The sequence below is a fragment of the Plasticicumulans lactativorans genome (assembly GCF_004341245.1).
Taxonomy (GTDB): Bacteria; Pseudomonadota; Gammaproteobacteria; order Competibacterales; family Competibacteraceae; genus Plasticicumulans_A; species Plasticicumulans_A lactativorans.
In genome coordinates this window covers 74,697-90,305 of sequence record NZ_SLWY01000004.1, presented here as the reverse complement: position 1 = coordinate 90,305, position 15,609 = coordinate 74,697, and the positions used below count along the sequence as shown (strand labels likewise).

12 protein-coding genes are annotated in these 15,609 nt (G+C 72.6%); 7 read left to right on the top strand and 5 right to left on the bottom strand.

Annotated features, from left to right (window positions below):
* Positions 1 to 58: 58 nt before the first annotated feature.
* A complete protein-coding gene (gene polA, locus EV699_RS03920; protein ID WP_132539174.1) occupies positions 59 to 2,833 on the bottom strand; it encodes a DNA polymerase I in 2,775 nt (924 codons plus the stop codon).
* A 166-nt stretch (positions 2,834 to 2,999) separates the two neighbouring features.
* On the opposite strand from polA, the gene EV699_RS03915 reads away from it, so the two are divergent.
* From EV699_RS03915 to EV699_RS03895, 5 genes are all read left to right on the top strand, one after another.
* Positions 3,000 to 3,725, top strand: a complete 726-nt coding sequence (locus EV699_RS03915; RefSeq protein ID WP_132539172.1) for an LOG family protein — start codon at positions 3,000 to 3,002, stop codon at positions 3,723 to 3,725.
* 28 nt (positions 3,726 to 3,753) lie between these two features.
* Entirely contained in the window at positions 3,754 to 4,089 is a 336-nt protein-coding gene (locus EV699_RS03910; protein ID WP_132539170.1) for a DUF2782 domain-containing protein, read from the top strand.
* A 69-nt stretch (positions 4,090 to 4,158) separates the two neighbouring features.
* Complete coding sequence (locus EV699_RS03905; RefSeq protein ID WP_132539168.1) at positions 4,159 to 5,100, top strand: homoserine kinase; 942 nt, start codon at positions 4,159 to 4,161, stop codon at positions 5,098 to 5,100.
* A 103-nt stretch (positions 5,101 to 5,203) separates the two neighbouring features.
* A complete protein-coding gene (locus tag EV699_RS03900) occupies positions 5,204 to 6,073 on the top strand; it encodes an NAD(P)-dependent oxidoreductase (protein ID WP_132539166.1) in 870 nt (289 codons plus the stop codon).
* A gap of 47 nt (positions 6,074 to 6,120) precedes the next feature.
* The gene (locus EV699_RS03895; protein ID WP_132539164.1) at positions 6,121 to 6,669 is read left to right on the top strand and encodes a lipocalin family protein; all 549 of its coding nucleotides are present in this window, start codon (positions 6,121 to 6,123) and stop codon (positions 6,667 to 6,669) included.
* 12 nt (positions 6,670 to 6,681) lie between these two features.
* Here the strand turns inward: EV699_RS03895 and EV699_RS03890 are convergent, their stop codons facing one another.
* Both EV699_RS03890 and argS read right to left on the bottom strand, forming a co-directional pair.
* Complete coding sequence (locus EV699_RS03890) at positions 6,682 to 7,413, bottom strand: SPOR domain-containing protein (protein ID WP_132539162.1); 732 nt, start codon at positions 7,411 to 7,413, stop codon at positions 6,682 to 6,684.
* Positions 7,410 to 9,095, bottom strand: coding sequence for an arginine--tRNA ligase (argS, locus tag EV699_RS03885; RefSeq protein WP_243662549.1), 1,686 nt, complete (start codon positions 9,093 to 9,095; stop codon positions 7,410 to 7,412). Before argS ends, EV699_RS03890 begins: the two co-directional genes overlap by 4 nt.
* Positions 9,096 to 9,323: 228 nt before the next feature.
* Between argS and prsT the strand changes: the two genes are divergently transcribed.
* Both prsT and EV699_RS03875 read left to right on the top strand, forming a co-directional pair.
* On the top strand, positions 9,324 to 12,140 hold the full coding sequence (gene prsT, locus EV699_RS03880) for an XrtA/PEP-CTERM system TPR-repeat protein PrsT (protein WP_132539158.1): 2,817 nt from the start codon (positions 9,324 to 9,326) through the stop codon (positions 12,138 to 12,140).
* Between the two features lie 156 nt (positions 12,141 to 12,296).
* Positions 12,297 to 13,445, top strand: a complete 1,149-nt coding sequence (locus EV699_RS03875; RefSeq protein ID WP_132539156.1) for a PEP-CTERM sorting domain-containing protein — start codon at positions 12,297 to 12,299, stop codon at positions 13,443 to 13,445.
* Between the two features lie 79 nt (positions 13,446 to 13,524).
* Here EV699_RS03875 and murB read toward each other — a convergent pair whose 3' ends face one another.
* Both murB and EV699_RS03865 read right to left on the bottom strand, forming a co-directional pair.
* Positions 13,525 to 14,553 (bottom strand): UDP-N-acetylmuramate dehydrogenase, encoded by a 1,029-nt coding sequence (murB, locus tag EV699_RS03870; RefSeq protein WP_132539154.1) that lies wholly within the window; start codon positions 14,551 to 14,553, stop codon positions 13,525 to 13,527.
* A 51-nt stretch (positions 14,554 to 14,604) separates the two neighbouring features.
* Entirely contained in the window at positions 14,605 to 15,591 is a 987-nt protein-coding gene (locus EV699_RS03865; protein ID WP_132539152.1) for a gluconeogenesis factor YvcK family protein, read from the bottom strand.
* Between the last annotated feature and the right edge of the window lie 18 nt (positions 15,592 to 15,609).

The following is a 15,609-nucleotide window of genomic DNA, read 5'->3' as shown; positions in this document are numbered from 1 at the left end:
CCGCGAGGCGGGGCGTGGCCGTCACTTATAACAGGCCGGGGGCGCATCGCGCGCGGCCTCAGTGCGCCTCCTCCCAGTTGTCGCCGACGCCGACGTCGACGTCGAGCGGCACGCTGAGCGCGGCGGCGGCCGACATCAGTTCGCGCACCCGCGGCACGAAGGCCTCGACCGCGTCCGCGGCGACCTCGAACACCAGTTCGTCGTGCACCTGCATGATCATCCGCGCCGCCGCGCCGCCGCCCTGCAACCAGGCGTCCACCGCCAGCATCGCGCGCTTGATGACGTCGGCGGCGGTGCCCTGCATCGGCGCGTTGATCGCGGTGCGCTCGGCGGCGGCGCGCCGCGCCGGGTTCTTGCTGCGGATGTCGGGCAGGTACAGGCGGCGGCCGAACACGGTCTCGACGTAGCCGCGCTCGGCGGCCTCGCCGCGGGTGCGGTCCATGAACGCCTTCACGCCGGGGTAGCGGGCGAAGTAGCGCTCGACGTACTCCTGCGCGGCGCCGCGGCCGATGCCGAGCTGGCGGGCGAGGCCGAAGGCGCTCATGCCGTAGATCAGGCCGAAGTTGATCGCCTTGGCGGCGCGGCGCTGGTCGGTGCCGACCCGTTCGAGCGGCACGCCGAAGACCTCGGCGGCGGTGGCGCGGTGCACGTCCTCGCCCTGCGCGAAGGCCGCGCGCAGGCGCTCGTCGCCCGACAGGTGCGCCATGATGCGCAGTTCGATCTGCGAGTAGTCGGCGGCGACGATGCGCGTGCCGGGCGGCGCGACGAAGGCCTGGCGGATGCGCCGGCCCTCCTCGGTGCGCACCGGGATGTTCTGCAGGTTGGGGTCGCTCGACGACAGCCGCCCGGTGCTGGCGACGGCCTGGTGGTAGCTGGTGTGCACGCGCCCGGTGCGCGGGTTGACCAGCGCCGGCAGCTTGTCGGTGTAGGTGCCGCGCAGCTTCGACAGGCTGCGGTGTTCGAGGATCACGCGCGGCAGCTCGAACTCGGCGGCGAGCTCCTCGAGCACCTCCTCGTCGGTCGAGGGCTGGCCGGTGGGGGTCTTCTTCTTCACCGGCAGGCCGAGCTGGTCGAACAGGATCGCCTGCAGCTGCTTCGGCGAACCGAGGTTGAAGGGCTGGCCGGCGAGCCCGTGGGCCTGGCGTTCGAGCCCGAGCAGGCGCTGCGCGATCTCGCCGCTCTGCCGGCGCAGCAGCGCCGGGTCGATGCGCACGCCGGCGTCCTCCATGCGCGCCAGCACCGGCACCAGCGGGATCTCCAGCTCGCGGTAGAGCGCGGCGAGCCGCGGCTCGGCTTCGAGTCGCGGCCACAGCGCCTGGTGCAGGCGCAGGGTGACGTCGGCGTCCTCGGCGGCGTACTCGCCGGCGGCGTCGATCGGCACCTGCTCGAAGCCGATCTGCTTGGCGCCCTTGCCGGCGACCTGCTCGTAATGGATGGTCGTCTCGCCGAGGTACCTGGCGGCGAGCGAGTCCATGTCGTGGCGCGTGGCGGTGGAGTCGAGCACGTAGCTTTCGAGCATGGTGTCGTGCGCGATGCCGGCGAGCGCGACGCCGTGGTTGCGCAGCACGTGCCAGTCGTACTTGAGGTGCTGGCCGACCTTGGCGCGCGCCGGGTCTTCGAGCAGCGGCCTGAGCGCGGCCAGCACCTCGGCGCGGTCGAGCTGCTCGGGGGCGGCGGGGTAGACGTGCGCGAGCGGCACGTAGGCGGCGCGGTGCGGCTCGACCGCGAACGACACGCCGACGATCTCGGCCTGCATGTAGTCGAGGCTGGTGGTCTCGGTGTCGAAGGCGAACAGCGCCGCGGCTTCGAGCCGCGCGAGCCACCCGGCGAACGCGGCCGCGGTGACGACCACGTCGTAGTCGCGGACCTTGGCGGGCGGGTCGGCGGGCGTGGCATCGACGGCCACGGCGTCGCCGGCAGCCGCCTCCCCGCCCGCCGCGTCGACGGCGACGGGCGCCGGGGCGGGGGCGGCTTCGAGTTCGCGCAGCAGCGAGTTGAACTCGTAGCGGCGGTAGAGCGCGAGCAGCGCCGGGCGCTCGGGGCCGTGGTAGGCGAGCCCGTCGAAGCCGACCTCGAGCGGCACGTCGCAGCGGATGGTGGCGAGCGCGCGCGCGAGCGGCAGCTGCCCGAGGTGTGCGCGCAGCGTGTCGCCGGCCTTGCCCTTGATCGCGCCGGCGTTCGCCACCAGCGCGTCGAGCGAGCCGTACTCGGCCAGCCACCTGGCGGCGGTCTTCGGGCCGACGCCGGGCAGGCCGGGGATGTTGTCGACGCTGTCGCCCATCAGCGCGAGCAGGTCGACGATCGCCTCGGGCGGCACGCCGAACTTGGCGAGCACGCCGGCGCGGTCGTAGACGCTCTCCTCGCCGTTGCGCTTCATCGTGTCGAGCAGCGTGATGCGCGCGTCGACCAGCTGGGCGAGGTCCTTGTCGCCGGTGGCGACCACCACCGCCAGGCCGCGCGCGGCGGCGTCACGCGCGAGCGTGCCGATGACGTCGTCGGCCTCCACCCCCGGCACCGCCAGCAGCGGCAGGCCGAGCGCGCGCACCATCGCGTGCAGCGGCTCGACCTGCGCGCGCAGGTCGTCGGGCATCGGCGGGCGGTGCGCCTTGTAGTCGGGGTAGAGCGCGTCGCGGAAGGTCGGCCCCGAGGCGTCGAACACCACCGCGGCGTGGCTGGGGGCGAAGCGCTCGACCAGGTTGCGCAGCATCATCACCACGCCGCGCATCGCCCCGGTGGGCTCGCCGGCGGCGGTGGTGAGCGGCGGCAGCGCGTGGTAGGCGCGGTAGAGGTAGGAGGAGCCGTCGACGAGCAGCAGCGGAGGCGTGGCGGTCATGGGGAGGTCCGTGTGGTGGCCGCGCACGGCGGCCGTCGAGCCGGTGAAGGGGCCGCCGGGCGGGCGCGCCGCATCATTCTGACACCCGCGCCGCGCGTGCGCGTGCTAAAGCTGCGGGAGTGCGGCGCACGCCGCGTTTCCGTCCCGAGCCAGGTAACCAGGCGCCATGAACACGCAGAACAAACACCACCACCCCGGCCTGCACCCGGTCAACGACGCGCTGCTGACGCGCGAGTCGTGGAAGATCTTCCAGATCATGGCCGAATTCGTCGAAGGCTTCGAACGCCTCGCCCGCATCAAGCCGTCGGTGAGCATCTTCGGCTCGGCGCGCACCACCGCCGGTTCGCCCTACTACGTGCTCGCCGAGGAGATCGCCCGCAGCCTGTCGGACGCCGGCTTCTCGGTGGTCACCGGCGGCGGTCCGGGCATCATGGAGGCCGCCAACAAGGGCGCCTTCGACGGGCGCTCGCCGAGCATCGGGCTCAACATCCAGCTGCCGCACGAGCAGCACGCCAACCACTACCAGAACATCGCGCTGACCTTCCGCCATTTCTTCTCGCGCAAGGTGATGTTCGTGAAGTACGCCTCGGCCTACGTGGTGCTGCCGGGCGGCTTCGGCACCCTCGACGAGATGGCCGAGATCCTCACGCTGGTGCAGACCGGCAAGACCCGGCGCATCCCCATCGTGCTGGTCGGCGCGACGTTCTGGACCCCGCTGATCGACTGGTTCCGCGACACGCTGGCGGCGCAGGGGATGATCGACATCGAGGATCTGGGGCTGTTCCGTGTGCTGGACAAACCCCAGGAGGTCGTGGATGCTATTTTTGAGCACTACGAGAGCCGCGGTTTCGAACCATCGGCCGAAGAACAGGAAATCCTGCTCGACCTCTGATCCGCCCACTTTCCAAGGATTGCCCCGTATGCGCGCACTGCTCCCCGCCCTGCTGCTCGCCAGCGGAATCGCCGTCGCGGCCGAAGCGGTCGATGCGCCGAAGCCGCCCGCCCTCCAGCCGCTGCCGGAGGGGGCCGAGGACGCGCAGGAGGAGCTGGCGCCCGAGGTGACGATCGTGCGCGGCGCCGACGGCGTCACCGAGGAGTACCGCGTCAACGGCACGCTGTACATGGTCAAGGTCACGCCGCGCAAGGGCCTGGCCTACTACCTGGTCGACACCGACGGCGACGGCAACCTCGAGACCCGCTACAACGACCTCGACCCCGGCATCGCCGTGCCGAGCTGGATCCTGCTGCGGTGGTGAACGCCGCCTGACGCACCCCGAGGCCCCGTTCCGCGACGGGGCCTCGTCATTTTCCGGAAGCACCCCGCCATGTCGGTCTACACCTCGGTCGAGCGCCACGAGCTCGAAACCTTCCTCACCGCCTACGATCTCGGCACGCTGGTCGACTTCGAAGGCATCAGCGAAGGCATCTCCAACACCAACTACTTCGTCACCACCAGCCGCGGCGCCTACGTGCTGACGCTGTTCGAGCTGATCGGCTGCGACGACGTCCCCTACTACCTCGACCTGATGGCCTACCTCGCCGAGCGCGGCGTGCCGAGCGCGCACCCGCTCGCCGACCGCGACGGCCGCTACATGCGCGTGCTCAAGGAGCGCCCCGCCGCGCTGGTGCAGAAGCTCGGCGGGCGCGGCATCCGCGGCGTGCCCAGCCCCGCGCAGTGCATGGAGATCGGCCGCGCGCTCGGCCAGTTGCACCTGGCCGGCGCGGGCTTCGCGCAGCGACGCGACAACGACCGCGGCCCGCCGTGGTGGCAGGCGGCGGCGGCGCGGGTGCTGCCGCTGCTCGGTGCCACCGACGCCGCGCTGCTGCGCGACGAGCTCGACCACCAGGCCGCCCACCCGCGCGCGCTGCTGCCGCAGGGCGTGGTGCACGCCGACCTGTTCCGCGACAACGCGCTGTTCGACGGCGAGCGCCTGACCGGCCTGATCGACTTCTACTACGCCTGCACCGACGCCTACGCCTACGACGTCGCGGTGACGCTGAACGACTGGTGCTCGCAGCCCGACGGGCGTCTCGACCACGCCCGCGCCGAGCCGCTGCTCGCGGCCTACCAGGCGGTGCGCCCGTTCACGCCGTCCGAGCGCGACGGCTGGAGCACGGTGCTGCGCGGCGCGGCGCTGCGCTTCTGGCTGTCGCGGCTGGTCGACCAGTTGTTCCCGATGGCCGGCGAACTCACCTACATCAAGGATCCGGACGAGTTCAAACGCATCCTGCTGGCGCACCGCGCCGAGCCCTGGCCGCTCGCCTGAGGTCGCCGTCCGACCCGCGCCGCGGCAGGGCGCCGCGGCAGGGCGCCGCGGCGCGCGGCTATCATCAGTGCGCCCGATCCCAACCGCCACGAGGCTCCCCCGAATGAAAGCCGGCATCATCGGACTGGGCGCCATGGGCTACCCCATGGCGCTGAACCTGCACCGCGCGGGCCTGCTCGCCACGGTCTGGAACCGCAGCGCGGCCAAGGCCGCGGCGGTGGCCAGCGCGACCGGTGCCGTGGCCGCGGCCGACGCCGCCGAGGTGGCACGCAACTGCGACGTGGTGATCACCTGCGTGTCGGCCGACGCCGACCTGCTCGAGGTGGTCGATGCGCTCGCCGCCGGGGCGCACCCGGGGCTCGTGGTGTGCGACTGCTCGACGGTCGCCGCGGCCACGGCGCAGGAGGCGGCACGGCGCCTCGCCGCGACCGGCGCGGCGTTCCTCGACACGCCGGTGTCGGGCGGGGTCGAGGGGGCGAAGAACGCGACGCTCGCGGTGATGGCCGGCGGTGATGCCGCCGCGCTTGAGCGCGCCCGCCCGGTGCTCGCGGCGCTGTCGGCGCGGATCGTGCTGATGGGGCCGGTCGGCAGCGGCCAGGCCACCAAGGCGGTCAACCAGATCATGTGCGCCGGCATCGGCCAGGCGGTGACCGAGGCGCTCGCCTTCGGCCGCGCGATGGGACTCGACCTCGAGCGCGTGATCGAGGTGGTCGGCGCCGGCGCCGCCGGCAACTGGTTCCTCGACAAGCGCGGCCACACCCTGATCCGCGACGACAACGCCGTCGGCTTCAAGACCCGCCTGCTGATCAAGGACCTGAACATCTGCGTGGCGATGGCGCGCGCCGCCGGCGGGCACCTGCCGACGATCGAAACCCTGCTGCCCCAGTACGAACAGCTCGTCGCCGAAGGCTACGGCGACGAGGACCACTCGGCGCTGTACCGCCTGAAGAAGCGGCTGTTCCCGGCCGGCTGAACGCCGCCGCCCGCGCCGCGCCGTCCCATCCACCCCAGGAGCCCGCCATGAAGGCCCGCCTCGCCGCCGCCCTGCTCGCGCTCGCCAGCCTCACCGCGCAGGCCGAGGAGCCGTTACCGACCGTGCCGCAGGTCGACCTCGCCCGCTACGCCGGGCGCTGGTACGAGATCGCGCGCCTGCCGATGTACTGGCAGCGCGACTGCGTCGCCGAGGTCAGCGCCGACTACGCGCTGCGCGAGGACGGTGCGATCGCCGTGCACAACCGCTGCCGGGTGGCCGACGGCCGCTACATCGAGGCCGACGGCGTCGCGCGCGTCGCCGACCCGGCGGCCGGCAACGCGCGGCTGCAGGTGCGCTTCGCGCCGTCCTGGCTCGGCTTCCTGCCGTTCATCTGGGGCGACTACTGGATCCTCGCGCTCGACCCCGACTACCAGTGGGCGCTGGTCGGCGAGCCCGGCCGCGAGTACCTGTGGATCCTCGCCCGCACCCCCGAGCTCGACGCCGCCATCGAGGCCCGGCTGGTGGAGCGGGCGGCGGAACTCGGCTTCGACGTCTCGCAGCTGATCCGCCCGCAGGGCGACGGCGAGGGCCGCTAGCCGCGGGCGTGCTCAGTCGACCTTGAGCGCGATCGAGGGCACGCCGACGCCGGTGAGCTTCTGCTGCACCTGGCGCGCGGCGGCCTCGTCCTTGAACGGCCCTAGGCGCACCCGGTGCACCGGCGTGCCGTCGGGCAGGCGCCCGGCCTCGACGCGCGAGCTCACCCCGTGCAGCGCGAGCCGGGCGCGCACGGCATCGGCCTGGGCCGCCGACGGGAAGGCGCCGGCCTGCACCAGGTAGCCGCGCGCCGCCGCCGGCTGCGCCGGGGGCGTCGGCGCCGTCGCCGGCTTGGACGCGCCGGCGGCGGCCGGCGGGGTGCCGGTGCCGCTCAGGATGGTGGTGATCGCCACGGTCGAATCGGCCACCGGCGGCCGCGGGCCACGCCCGCCGATCTCGTCCTGCGGGATCGTCACCTGGCGATCCTTCAGCACGTTGTAGAAATCGAAGCGCGACTTCGGCACTTCGATCGGCGGTGGCGTGGTCTTGCGCACGCTGCGGGCGTCCTCGACCGGCTTGCCGCCGCGGCTGGTGGCGAGGTAGCCAGCGGCCGGCAGCGGGCCGGGCGGTGGCGCCGCGGCGACGGTCGCCGCCTGGTGGTTGCGCCACCACGCCACCCCGGCGGCGCCCGCGCCGCCGAGGCTCATCACCACCACCGCCCAGCCGAGCACGCGCACGCGCTGGTACTGGCGCGATTTGCGCGGGGTCTGGATCGGCGGCTTGTAGTCGCGACGGGCGCTGCTCACATGCTCTCCGGTGCCGACACGCCGAGCAGGGTCAGACCGTTGGCGATCACCTGCCGCACCGCGGCGATCAGCGCCAGGCGGGCGTTGCGCCGTTCGGCGTCGTCGACCAGGAAGGGCTGGGCGTTGTAGTAGGCGTGCAGGCCCTGCGCGAGCTCGCGCAGGTAGCCGGCGAGCAGGTGCGGCTCGTCGTCGCGCGCGGCGACGGCGATCAGCTCGGGGTAGCGGTCGAGCTGCAGCATCAGCGCCTCCTCGTGCGGATCGTCGAGGCGGCCGAGGCTCGCGCGGCCGGCGGCGGCGTCGAAGGGGATGCCCTTGTCGTCGGCCTGGCGCATCACGCTGCACACGCGCGCGTGCGCGTACTGGATGTAGTAGACCGGGTTGTCGAGCGACTGCTGCTTGGCCAGGTCGATGTCGAACACGAGCTGCGAGTCGGACTTGCGCATGATCAGGAAGAAGCGCGTGGCGTCGCGGCCGACCTCGTCGATGAGGTCGCGCAGCGTCACGTAGCCGCCGGCGCGCTTGGAGATCTTCACCTCCTCGCCGTTGCGCAGCACGGTGACCATCTGGTGCAGCACGTATTCCGGCCAGCCCGGCGGGATGCCGACGTCGAGCGCCTGCAGCCCGGCGCGCACGCGGGCGAGCGAGCCGTGGTGGTCGGCGCCGAGTTCGGTGACCACGCGCCGGTAGCCGCGCTCCCACTTGGTCCAGTGGTAGGCGACGTCGGGCAGGAAGTAGGTGTAGCTGCCGTCGCGCTTGCGCATCACCCGGTCCTTGTCGTCGCCGTAGGCGGTCGAGGCCAGCCACAGCGCGCCGTCGCTCTCGTAGGTGCGCCCGCTGCCGGCCAGCCGCGCGACGGTGCGCTCGACCAGCCCGTCGGCGTACAGGCTCGACTCCAGGTAGTAGACGTCGAAGGCGACGCCGAAGGCGCGCAGGTCGAGGTCCTGCTCGTGGCGCAGGTAGGCCACCGCGAAGTCGCGGATGGCGTCGAGGTCGTCGGGGTCGGCCTTGGCCTGCACCTGGCGGTCGTCGGCCACCACCGCCTTGCCGGCCAGGTAGTCGGCGGCGATGTCGCGGATGTACTCGCCGCGGTAGCCGTCCTCCGGCCAGCCGGGGGCGCCGGGTTCGAGCCCGCGGATGCGCGCCTGCACCGACAGCGCCAGGTTGCCGATCTGCACGCCGGCGTCGTTGTAATAGAACTCGCGGGTGACGTCCCAGCCGGTGGCCTCGAACAGGCGCGCGAGGGTGTCGCCGATGGCGGCGGCGCGGCCGTGGCCGACGTGCAGCGGGCCGGTGGGGTTGGCGGAGACGAACTCGACCTGGGTCTTCACCCCGCCGCCGGCGTTCGAGCGGCCGTAGGCGCTGCCCTGGTCGAGCACCGTGGCGATCACCGCCTGCCAGGCGGCGGGCGCCATGAAGAAGTTGATGAAGCCCGGCCCGGCGATCTCGACCCGCGCCAGTTGCGGGTGCGCCGGCAGCGCCGCGACCAGCGCCTCGGCGAGCTCGCGCGGCTTGCGCCGTGCGACCTTCGCCAGCGTCATCGCGACGTTGGTGGCGAAGTCGCCGTGGGCGCGCTCGCGGGTGCGCTCGATCTGCACCTCGGGGTGGACGTCGGCAGGCAGGGTGCCGGCCTGCGCGAGCGCGGCGAGGGCCTCGGTGACGAGGCGGGCGAGCAGGGTCTTCACGGGGGACTCCGGAACGGCGGGATGCGGCGGCGCGGATTCTACCCGCCTTCGTGGCGCCGGATGAAGGCGCGCGCGGCAATGCGGCTGTCCGCCTGCGTCGCGGTGCCTGCCCGCCGCGCACGGCGCAACGGCCATGCCGATGCTCGCCACCGCCCGCCACGGCATTAAGATGCCGCCGCGGCGTCCGCGGGCGCCCCGACGCCACCACCACCGGAGAAACTGCCCGATATGAACAGCCCAAGGCTCGTCGTGCTGGCCTTCGCCCTGATGCTGCTGAGCGCGAGCGGCGTGGCCCGGGGGGCCGCGACGGAGATCGACGCCATCTACGCGGATGCCGTCGCGCGCTTCGCGGTCGACGATTTCGACGGCGCCCTCATCCAGGTCAAGAACGTGCTCCAGCAGCAGCCCGACCACGCCGGGGCCAACGTGCTGATCGGGCGCATCTACATGGCGACGGGCCGCCAGAGCCTGGCCGAGGCGGCGTTCAGCGCCGCCCGCAAGCTCGGCGCCGCCCCGGCCGAGATCGAACCCTACCGCGCGGCGGGCTTCCTCCAGCAGGGCCAGTACCGCCGGCTGATCGATCAGGTCCCGGTGGCCGGGCTCACCGGCGAGGCGCTGGCGAAGGTGCTCGCCGCGCGCGGGCAGGCCTACCTGGCGCTCGGCAAGTTCGCGGACGCCGAGCGCAGCTTCGCCGGGGCGATCGAGCAGGCCGACGCGCTGCCCGATGGCCACACCGGCATGGCCAGCCTGCGCCTGGGCCTGGGGGATCTCGCCGGCGCCGAGCGCGAGGCGGAAGCGGCGCTGCAGCGCGGGCAGCGCGACGTCGCGGCCTGGATCGCCTGGGCCACGGTGCAGCAGGCGCTGGGGGCGCAGGAGCAGGCGCTGCAGGGCTACGACTACGTGCTCGCGCTCGACGCGCGCAATCTGCCGGCGCGGCTGGCGCGGCTGGAGATCCTGCTGCAGCTCGGCCGGCTCGACGACATGCGCAAGGACTTCGACGCGCTCGCCTCGACCGACCCGCTCGATCCGCGCGGCATGCTGCTCAAGGCCCAGTGGCTCGCCCGCCGCGGTGAGGCCGACGCGGCCAAGACCCAGCTCACCGAAGCCGCGAACGTGCTGAAAGCCATCCCCGACGAGGTGCTGGCGCAGATACCGCAGTTCCTGCTGGTATCCGGGGCGGTGCATTACGCGCTGGGCGAACTCGGCCACGCGCGCGAGGACCTGACGCGGTACGTGGACCGCGTGCCCGGCCATGTCGGCGCCCGGCAGATGCTGGCGACGATCCTGATGCGTCAGGGCCAGCCGGAGCAGGCGCTGGCGATGCTGGAGCCGGTGCGGGCGCAGGCCGCCGGCGATGCCCGCTTCCTGGCGCAGCTCGGCGCGGCGTACATGGCGCTCGGCCGCCAGGCGCAGGCGATCCAGGTGCTCGAAGAGGCGGCGAAGCTCGACGCCGGGGCGCCCGACGTGGTGGACCGGCTGGCCGAGGCGCGCTTCCGCGGCGGGCAGCAGGGGCAGGCGATGCAGGACCTCGCCGACACCTTCGAGCAGCACCCGGATCGCCAGACCTCGGGGCTGATGCTCGCCATCATGCAGATGCGCACCGGCAAGCTGAAGGAAGCGGTCGCGACCACCAGCCGGCTGGTGGAGGCCGCGCCCGACGATGTCGTCCTGCTCAACTTCAAGGCGCGGGCGCAGGCGGCCGACGGCGATCTCGACGGCGCCTACGCGACGCTCGAGCACGCGGTGGCGGTCGATCCCAGGCAGCTCCCGCTGCAGATGAACCTGGCGCGGCTCGACGTGCGGCGCGGGCAGGTGGACAAGGCGATCGAGCGCCTCGATGCGCAGATCAAGGCGCATCCGGACAACATGGCCCTGCTGGAGGAGGCGGGGGCGCTCTATGCCAAGGTCAACCGGCCCGACGCCGCCCAGGTGGTGTGGGAATACGCCCGGCGCCTCGACGACCGCGCCCTGCAGCCGCGTCTCGCGCTGGTGGAGATCTACCTGCGCACCAGACAGCCCGACAAGGCCCTGGCCCTCGCCAACGAAACCGCGGCGGTCGCCGCGGCGTCCCCCACCGACGCCCGCAACCCGGCGGTGTTCGCGGCCCTCGGCATGGCCCAGCTCGCCGCCGGCCTGCCGGCGCAGGCGCGGGGTTCGTTCCGGCGCCTGCTCGGGGTGGTGCCGGAGACGCCCGCCGCCTACCTGCGCGTGGCCCGCTACCAGATGCTCGCGCGCGACTACCCCGAGGCGGCGGACACGCTGGAACGGGCGCTGCGCATGGACCCGCGGAACACCGACGTGCTCGTCGCCGCGACCGAAACCTACCTGGCGGCCGGCAAGCTCACCGAAGCCGAGGCGCGCGCGCGCCGGCTGCACGCCGCCGGCGCGACGCCGGTGTCATACGGCCTGCTCGGCGAGGTGCTGCAGCGGCAGGGCAAGGCCACCGAAGCGGCGGAACTTTACACCGCGGGTTTCCGGCAGTTCCCGCGCCCGGCGCTCGTCGCCGGCGCCTACCGGAGCCTGGCGAGCGCCGGGCGGCTCGACGCGGCGGTCGCGCTGCTGCAGGAGTGGATCACCGCGCATCCGGACGACGATCCGGGGATCACGCTGCTCGCCGAAGGCTTCCTGCGGCAGGGCAACTGGCAGGTCGCCGCGGGGACCTACGAGCACCTGCTGGCCAAGCGCCCCGACGCCGTGCTGCTGCTGAACAACCTCGCGCTCGCCTACCTGCACCTGTCCGACCCGCGTGCCCGCGACGCTGCGCAACGCGCGGCGGCACTGGCGCCGGACAACGGCGCGGTGCTCGACACGCTCGGCTGGGTGCTGACGCAGCAGGGCGATGCCGCGCTCGGCCTGCCCTACCTGCGCACGGCGCAGACGCGGCTGCCCGACAACCCCGAGGTCAGCTACCACCTCGGCATCGCGCTGCACCGCCAGGGGCAGGTCGACGAGGCCCGCCAGCACCTGGCGCGGGCGGTGGCGAGCGGCAAGCCCTTCCCCGGCGTCGAGGACGCGCGGCAGGTGCTGGGGACGCTGAAACCCTGAGCCCGCGCGCGCGACTGTCGGTTTGTTTTACAAGCGCTGACAAACATCCCTTGCAATGCACTGATTTTTCTGGATGGCCATTGGTGGCTCGAAACGTGCTTTGCGTCAACGTGCCGACTTGTTATGCAGCCGGAACCTTTTCGGAGAGCCAATAAAATGACACGTTTCCACAAGCTCCCGCTCGCAGCGGTACTCGGGCTGACATGCATGGTCGGCGCGGCGCATGCGACATCGATCAACCTCCCCCCGTCCAATACCAACGCGTACCAGTACGGTGACTTCTACTCGTACTCGCTGCCGATCCTGGCCTACAAGTACGACCTGGCGAACGGCGGCGGCACCGGACCGGGCAACCCGTACTACATCGCCTCCTCGCCGGGCAACATTTCCGCCGATCTCGTCGTCGCGACCGGTACCAACAACAACCCGGTGAACGACAACCACAATCCGACCGACTACGGCCCGATCGATGACCCGTACCGGACCCCCGACGGCTCCGGCGCACCGCCCCAGTTCCAGACCACCGATGCGAACCTCGGCGGCGTCCACGACCCTGATTACTGCACCGGCGGCGGTTGCCCGGCCTACTTCACGTCGGAGTTCACCGGCGACAAGAAGGACTCCTGGGACGCGCAGGTCGGCACGCTGCTGAGCTTCCTCAACAACGGCGCCGGCGGCTACGACGAATTCGTGCTCTTCTTCAACAACAACCAGGTCAACAGCGGCGCTTCGACCAACCAGAACCTGGTCGCCTTCGCGCGCGTGACCCTGTGCGACGCCACCGACAGCAACTGCGCGACCTTCGACTTCACCAACAACCGCGGTACCGGCGGGGTGGCGGGGGGCAACGTCGCCAATTACACCTACGGCACCAACCTGCCCGCCGACGACAACATCGCGAACCCCCCCGCGGACATGACCGAGTATCTCGCGTCGCCCGCCGAGCAGTACCACTACGTGGTGTCGGGCGGCGAGATCTGCACCGACGCGACGGCCACGAGCATCGTCGCCTGCGGCAGCCCGGGCGCGGTCAGCTTCAACCACAACCTGGGCGCCAACCAGGCTGCCTATGCGCTGTGGTCGCCCGAGCTGAACGTCGCGCTGCGTTCGGGCCTGTACTCGTACATGCACACCGACATCCGCATGGGCGCGCTGAACAATGGCTATGAGCAGATCTTCGCCGGCAAGGGCATCATGGCGCCGCAGGTGCCCGAACCGGCCTCCGTCGCGCTGATGGGGCTCGGCCTGCTGGGCTTCGCCGGCCTGCGCCGCAAGGGCCGCAAGGCGAACCGCGCCGCCGCCTGAACCGGCGCCGCGCATCGCCGTCCCCGACCCCCGGTGCCGCCGCGTGCGGGCCGGGGGTTTTTCATGCCCGCGCGGCGGCCTACACCGCCACCGGTTCGGGCTCCAGCTCGATGCCGAAGCGCGCGCGCACGTCGGCCTGGATCGCCCGCGCGAGCGCCAACACCTCGGCGCCGTCGGCGCCGCCGCGGTTGACCAGCACCAGCGCCTGGCGCTCGTACACGCCGGCCCGGCCGAGGCTGCGGCCCTTCCAGCCGCAGCGGTCGATCAGCCAGCCGGCAGCAATTTTTACAGTGCCGTCGGGCTGCGGGTAGGCGACCAGCTCGGGAAAGCGCGCGCGCAGCGCCGCGGCGGTCGCGGCGGTGACGAGCGGGTTCTTGAAGAAGCTGCCGGCGTTGCCGAGCGTCGCCGGGTCGGGCAGCTTGCGCCGGCGCACCGCGCACACCGCGTCGAAGACGTCGCGCGGTGTCGGCGCGGCGATGCCGCGGGCGGCGAGTTCGTCGCGGATGTCGGCATAGCGCGCATCGACCCGGGGCGTGCGGCTCAGCCGGAAGGCGACGCGGGTGACCAGCACCCGCCCGGCGAGGTCGCGCTTGAAGCAGCTGTCGCGGTAGGCGAAGCCGCAGTCGGCGGCGGCGAGGCGGCGCTGCCCGCCGCTGGCGAAGTCGAGCACCTCGACCCATTCGCAGCGCTCGCGCATCTCGACGCCGTAGGCGCCGATGTTCTGGATCGGGCTCGCGCCGACGGTACCGGGGATCAGCGCGAGGTTTTCGAGCCCGTACCAGCCGCGCGCCAGCGCGGTTGCGACGAAGCCGTGCCAGTTCTCGCCGGCGCCGACCGCCACCGTGAGTTCGTCACCGGCTTCCGCCAGCACCTCGATGCCGGGGATGGCGACGTGCAGCACCAGGCCGTCGAAATCGCGCGTGAACAGCACGTTGCTGCCGCCGCCGAGCACCAGCCGCGGCAGCGCACCGAGGCTCGCGTCGGCGAGCAGCGCGGGCACCTGCGCCGCGGCCTCGATGCGCGCGTACCAGGCGGCGCGCGCCGGCAGGCCGAAGGTGTTGTGGGGCTGCAGGGAAACGTCGCGCTGCACGCGCAGGGTGTCGTTCATCGGGGTCGCCGCGTCGCAAAGCGGCGATTCTAGCGCCGCCGCGCGCTGCGCTCAGGAGAAGTACAGCCGCATCAGGTGGCGGGCGACGCGGTCGGCGTTGTGGCGGATCAGCGTGCGGTGCGCGATCAGGTCGACCTGCGTGCGCATCTGCGGCGGGCCGGCGAGGAAGGTGTCGCCCACCGCGCCGTAGTGCTGGCGCTGCAGGATGGCCGGGTCGAAGCCGACGCCGTACTCGTGCTCGCGGGCGTAGCGCTCGCGCAGTTCGGCGCCCGGCCGCTCGGTGTTGTAGAGCACGTGTTCGAGCACCGGGCGGCCGGCGAAGCGCTCGATCTCGGCGGCGAAGTCGTGCACCTGGAAGCCGTCGGTCTGGCCGGGCTTGGTCATCAGGTTGCACACGTAGACCACGCGCGCCGGGCTGATGGCGAGCGCGTCGCCGATGCCGGGCACGAGCAGGGTCGGCGCGAGCGAGGCGTAGAGGTCGCCGGGGGCGATCACCACCATGTCGGCGGCGTGGATCGCGACGATCGCCGCCGGGTTCACGCGCGGCTGCGGGCTCAGGAACAGCTCGGGGCGGCGGCCGCCGGCGAAGCGCGAGGCGCCGACGCGGGATTCGCCGCGCACCAGCGTGCCGCCGGGTTCACGCAGCATCAGGTGCACGTCGTCGAGCGTCACCGGGACCACGGTGCCGCGCACCGCGAGCACTTCGGCGGCGGTTTCGACGGCCTCGGCGAAGCTGCCGGTGATGCGTTCGAGCGCGCTGAGGAACAGGTTGCCGAAGGCGTGGCCGGCGAAGGTGCCTTCCTCGAAGCGGTAGTTGAACAGCTCGCGCACCCGCGGCGAGTGTGACAGCGCGACCAGGCACTGGCGCACGTCGCCCGGCGGCAGGGCGCCGAGTTCGTCGCGCAGCACGCCGGTGGAGCCGCCGTCGTCGACCATGTTGACGATCGCCGTCAGGTGGCCGACGTAGCGCTTGAGCGCCGAGAGCAGTGTGAAGCTGCCGGTGCCGCCGCCGATCACCACCATGCGCACTCCCGACACCTCGCCCACGTCCGTCGT

What these genes read in the sequence shown, in the direction of transcription:
- EV699_RS03875 (WP_132539156.1), top strand. Translation starts at nt 12,297, where the DNA reads ATGACACGTTTCCACAAGCTCCCGCTCGCAGCGGTACTCGGGCTGACA.
- EV699_RS03900 (WP_132539166.1), top strand. Translation starts at nt 5,204, where the DNA reads ATGAAAGCCGGCATCATCGGACTGGGCGCCATGGGCTACCCCATGGCG.
- EV699_RS03915 (WP_132539172.1), top strand. Translation starts at nt 3,000, where the DNA reads ATGAACACGCAGAACAAACACCACCACCCCGGCCTGCACCCGGTCAAC.
- polA (WP_132539174.1), bottom strand. Translation starts at nt 2,833, where the DNA reads ATGACCGCCACGCCTCCGCTGCTGCTCGTCGACGGCTCCTCCTACCTC.
- EV699_RS03895 (WP_132539164.1), top strand. Translation starts at nt 6,121, where the DNA reads ATGAAGGCCCGCCTCGCCGCCGCCCTGCTCGCGCTCGCCAGCCTCACC.
- prsT (WP_132539158.1), top strand. Translation starts at nt 9,324, where the DNA reads ATGAACAGCCCAAGGCTCGTCGTGCTGGCCTTCGCCCTGATGCTGCTG.
- EV699_RS03910 (WP_132539170.1), top strand. Translation starts at nt 3,754, where the DNA reads ATGCGCGCACTGCTCCCCGCCCTGCTGCTCGCCAGCGGAATCGCCGTC.
- murB (WP_132539154.1), bottom strand. Translation starts at nt 14,553, where the DNA reads ATGAACGACACCCTGCGCGTGCAGCGCGACGTTTCCCTGCAGCCCCAC.
- EV699_RS03905 (WP_132539168.1), top strand. Translation starts at nt 4,159, where the DNA reads ATGTCGGTCTACACCTCGGTCGAGCGCCACGAGCTCGAAACCTTCCTC.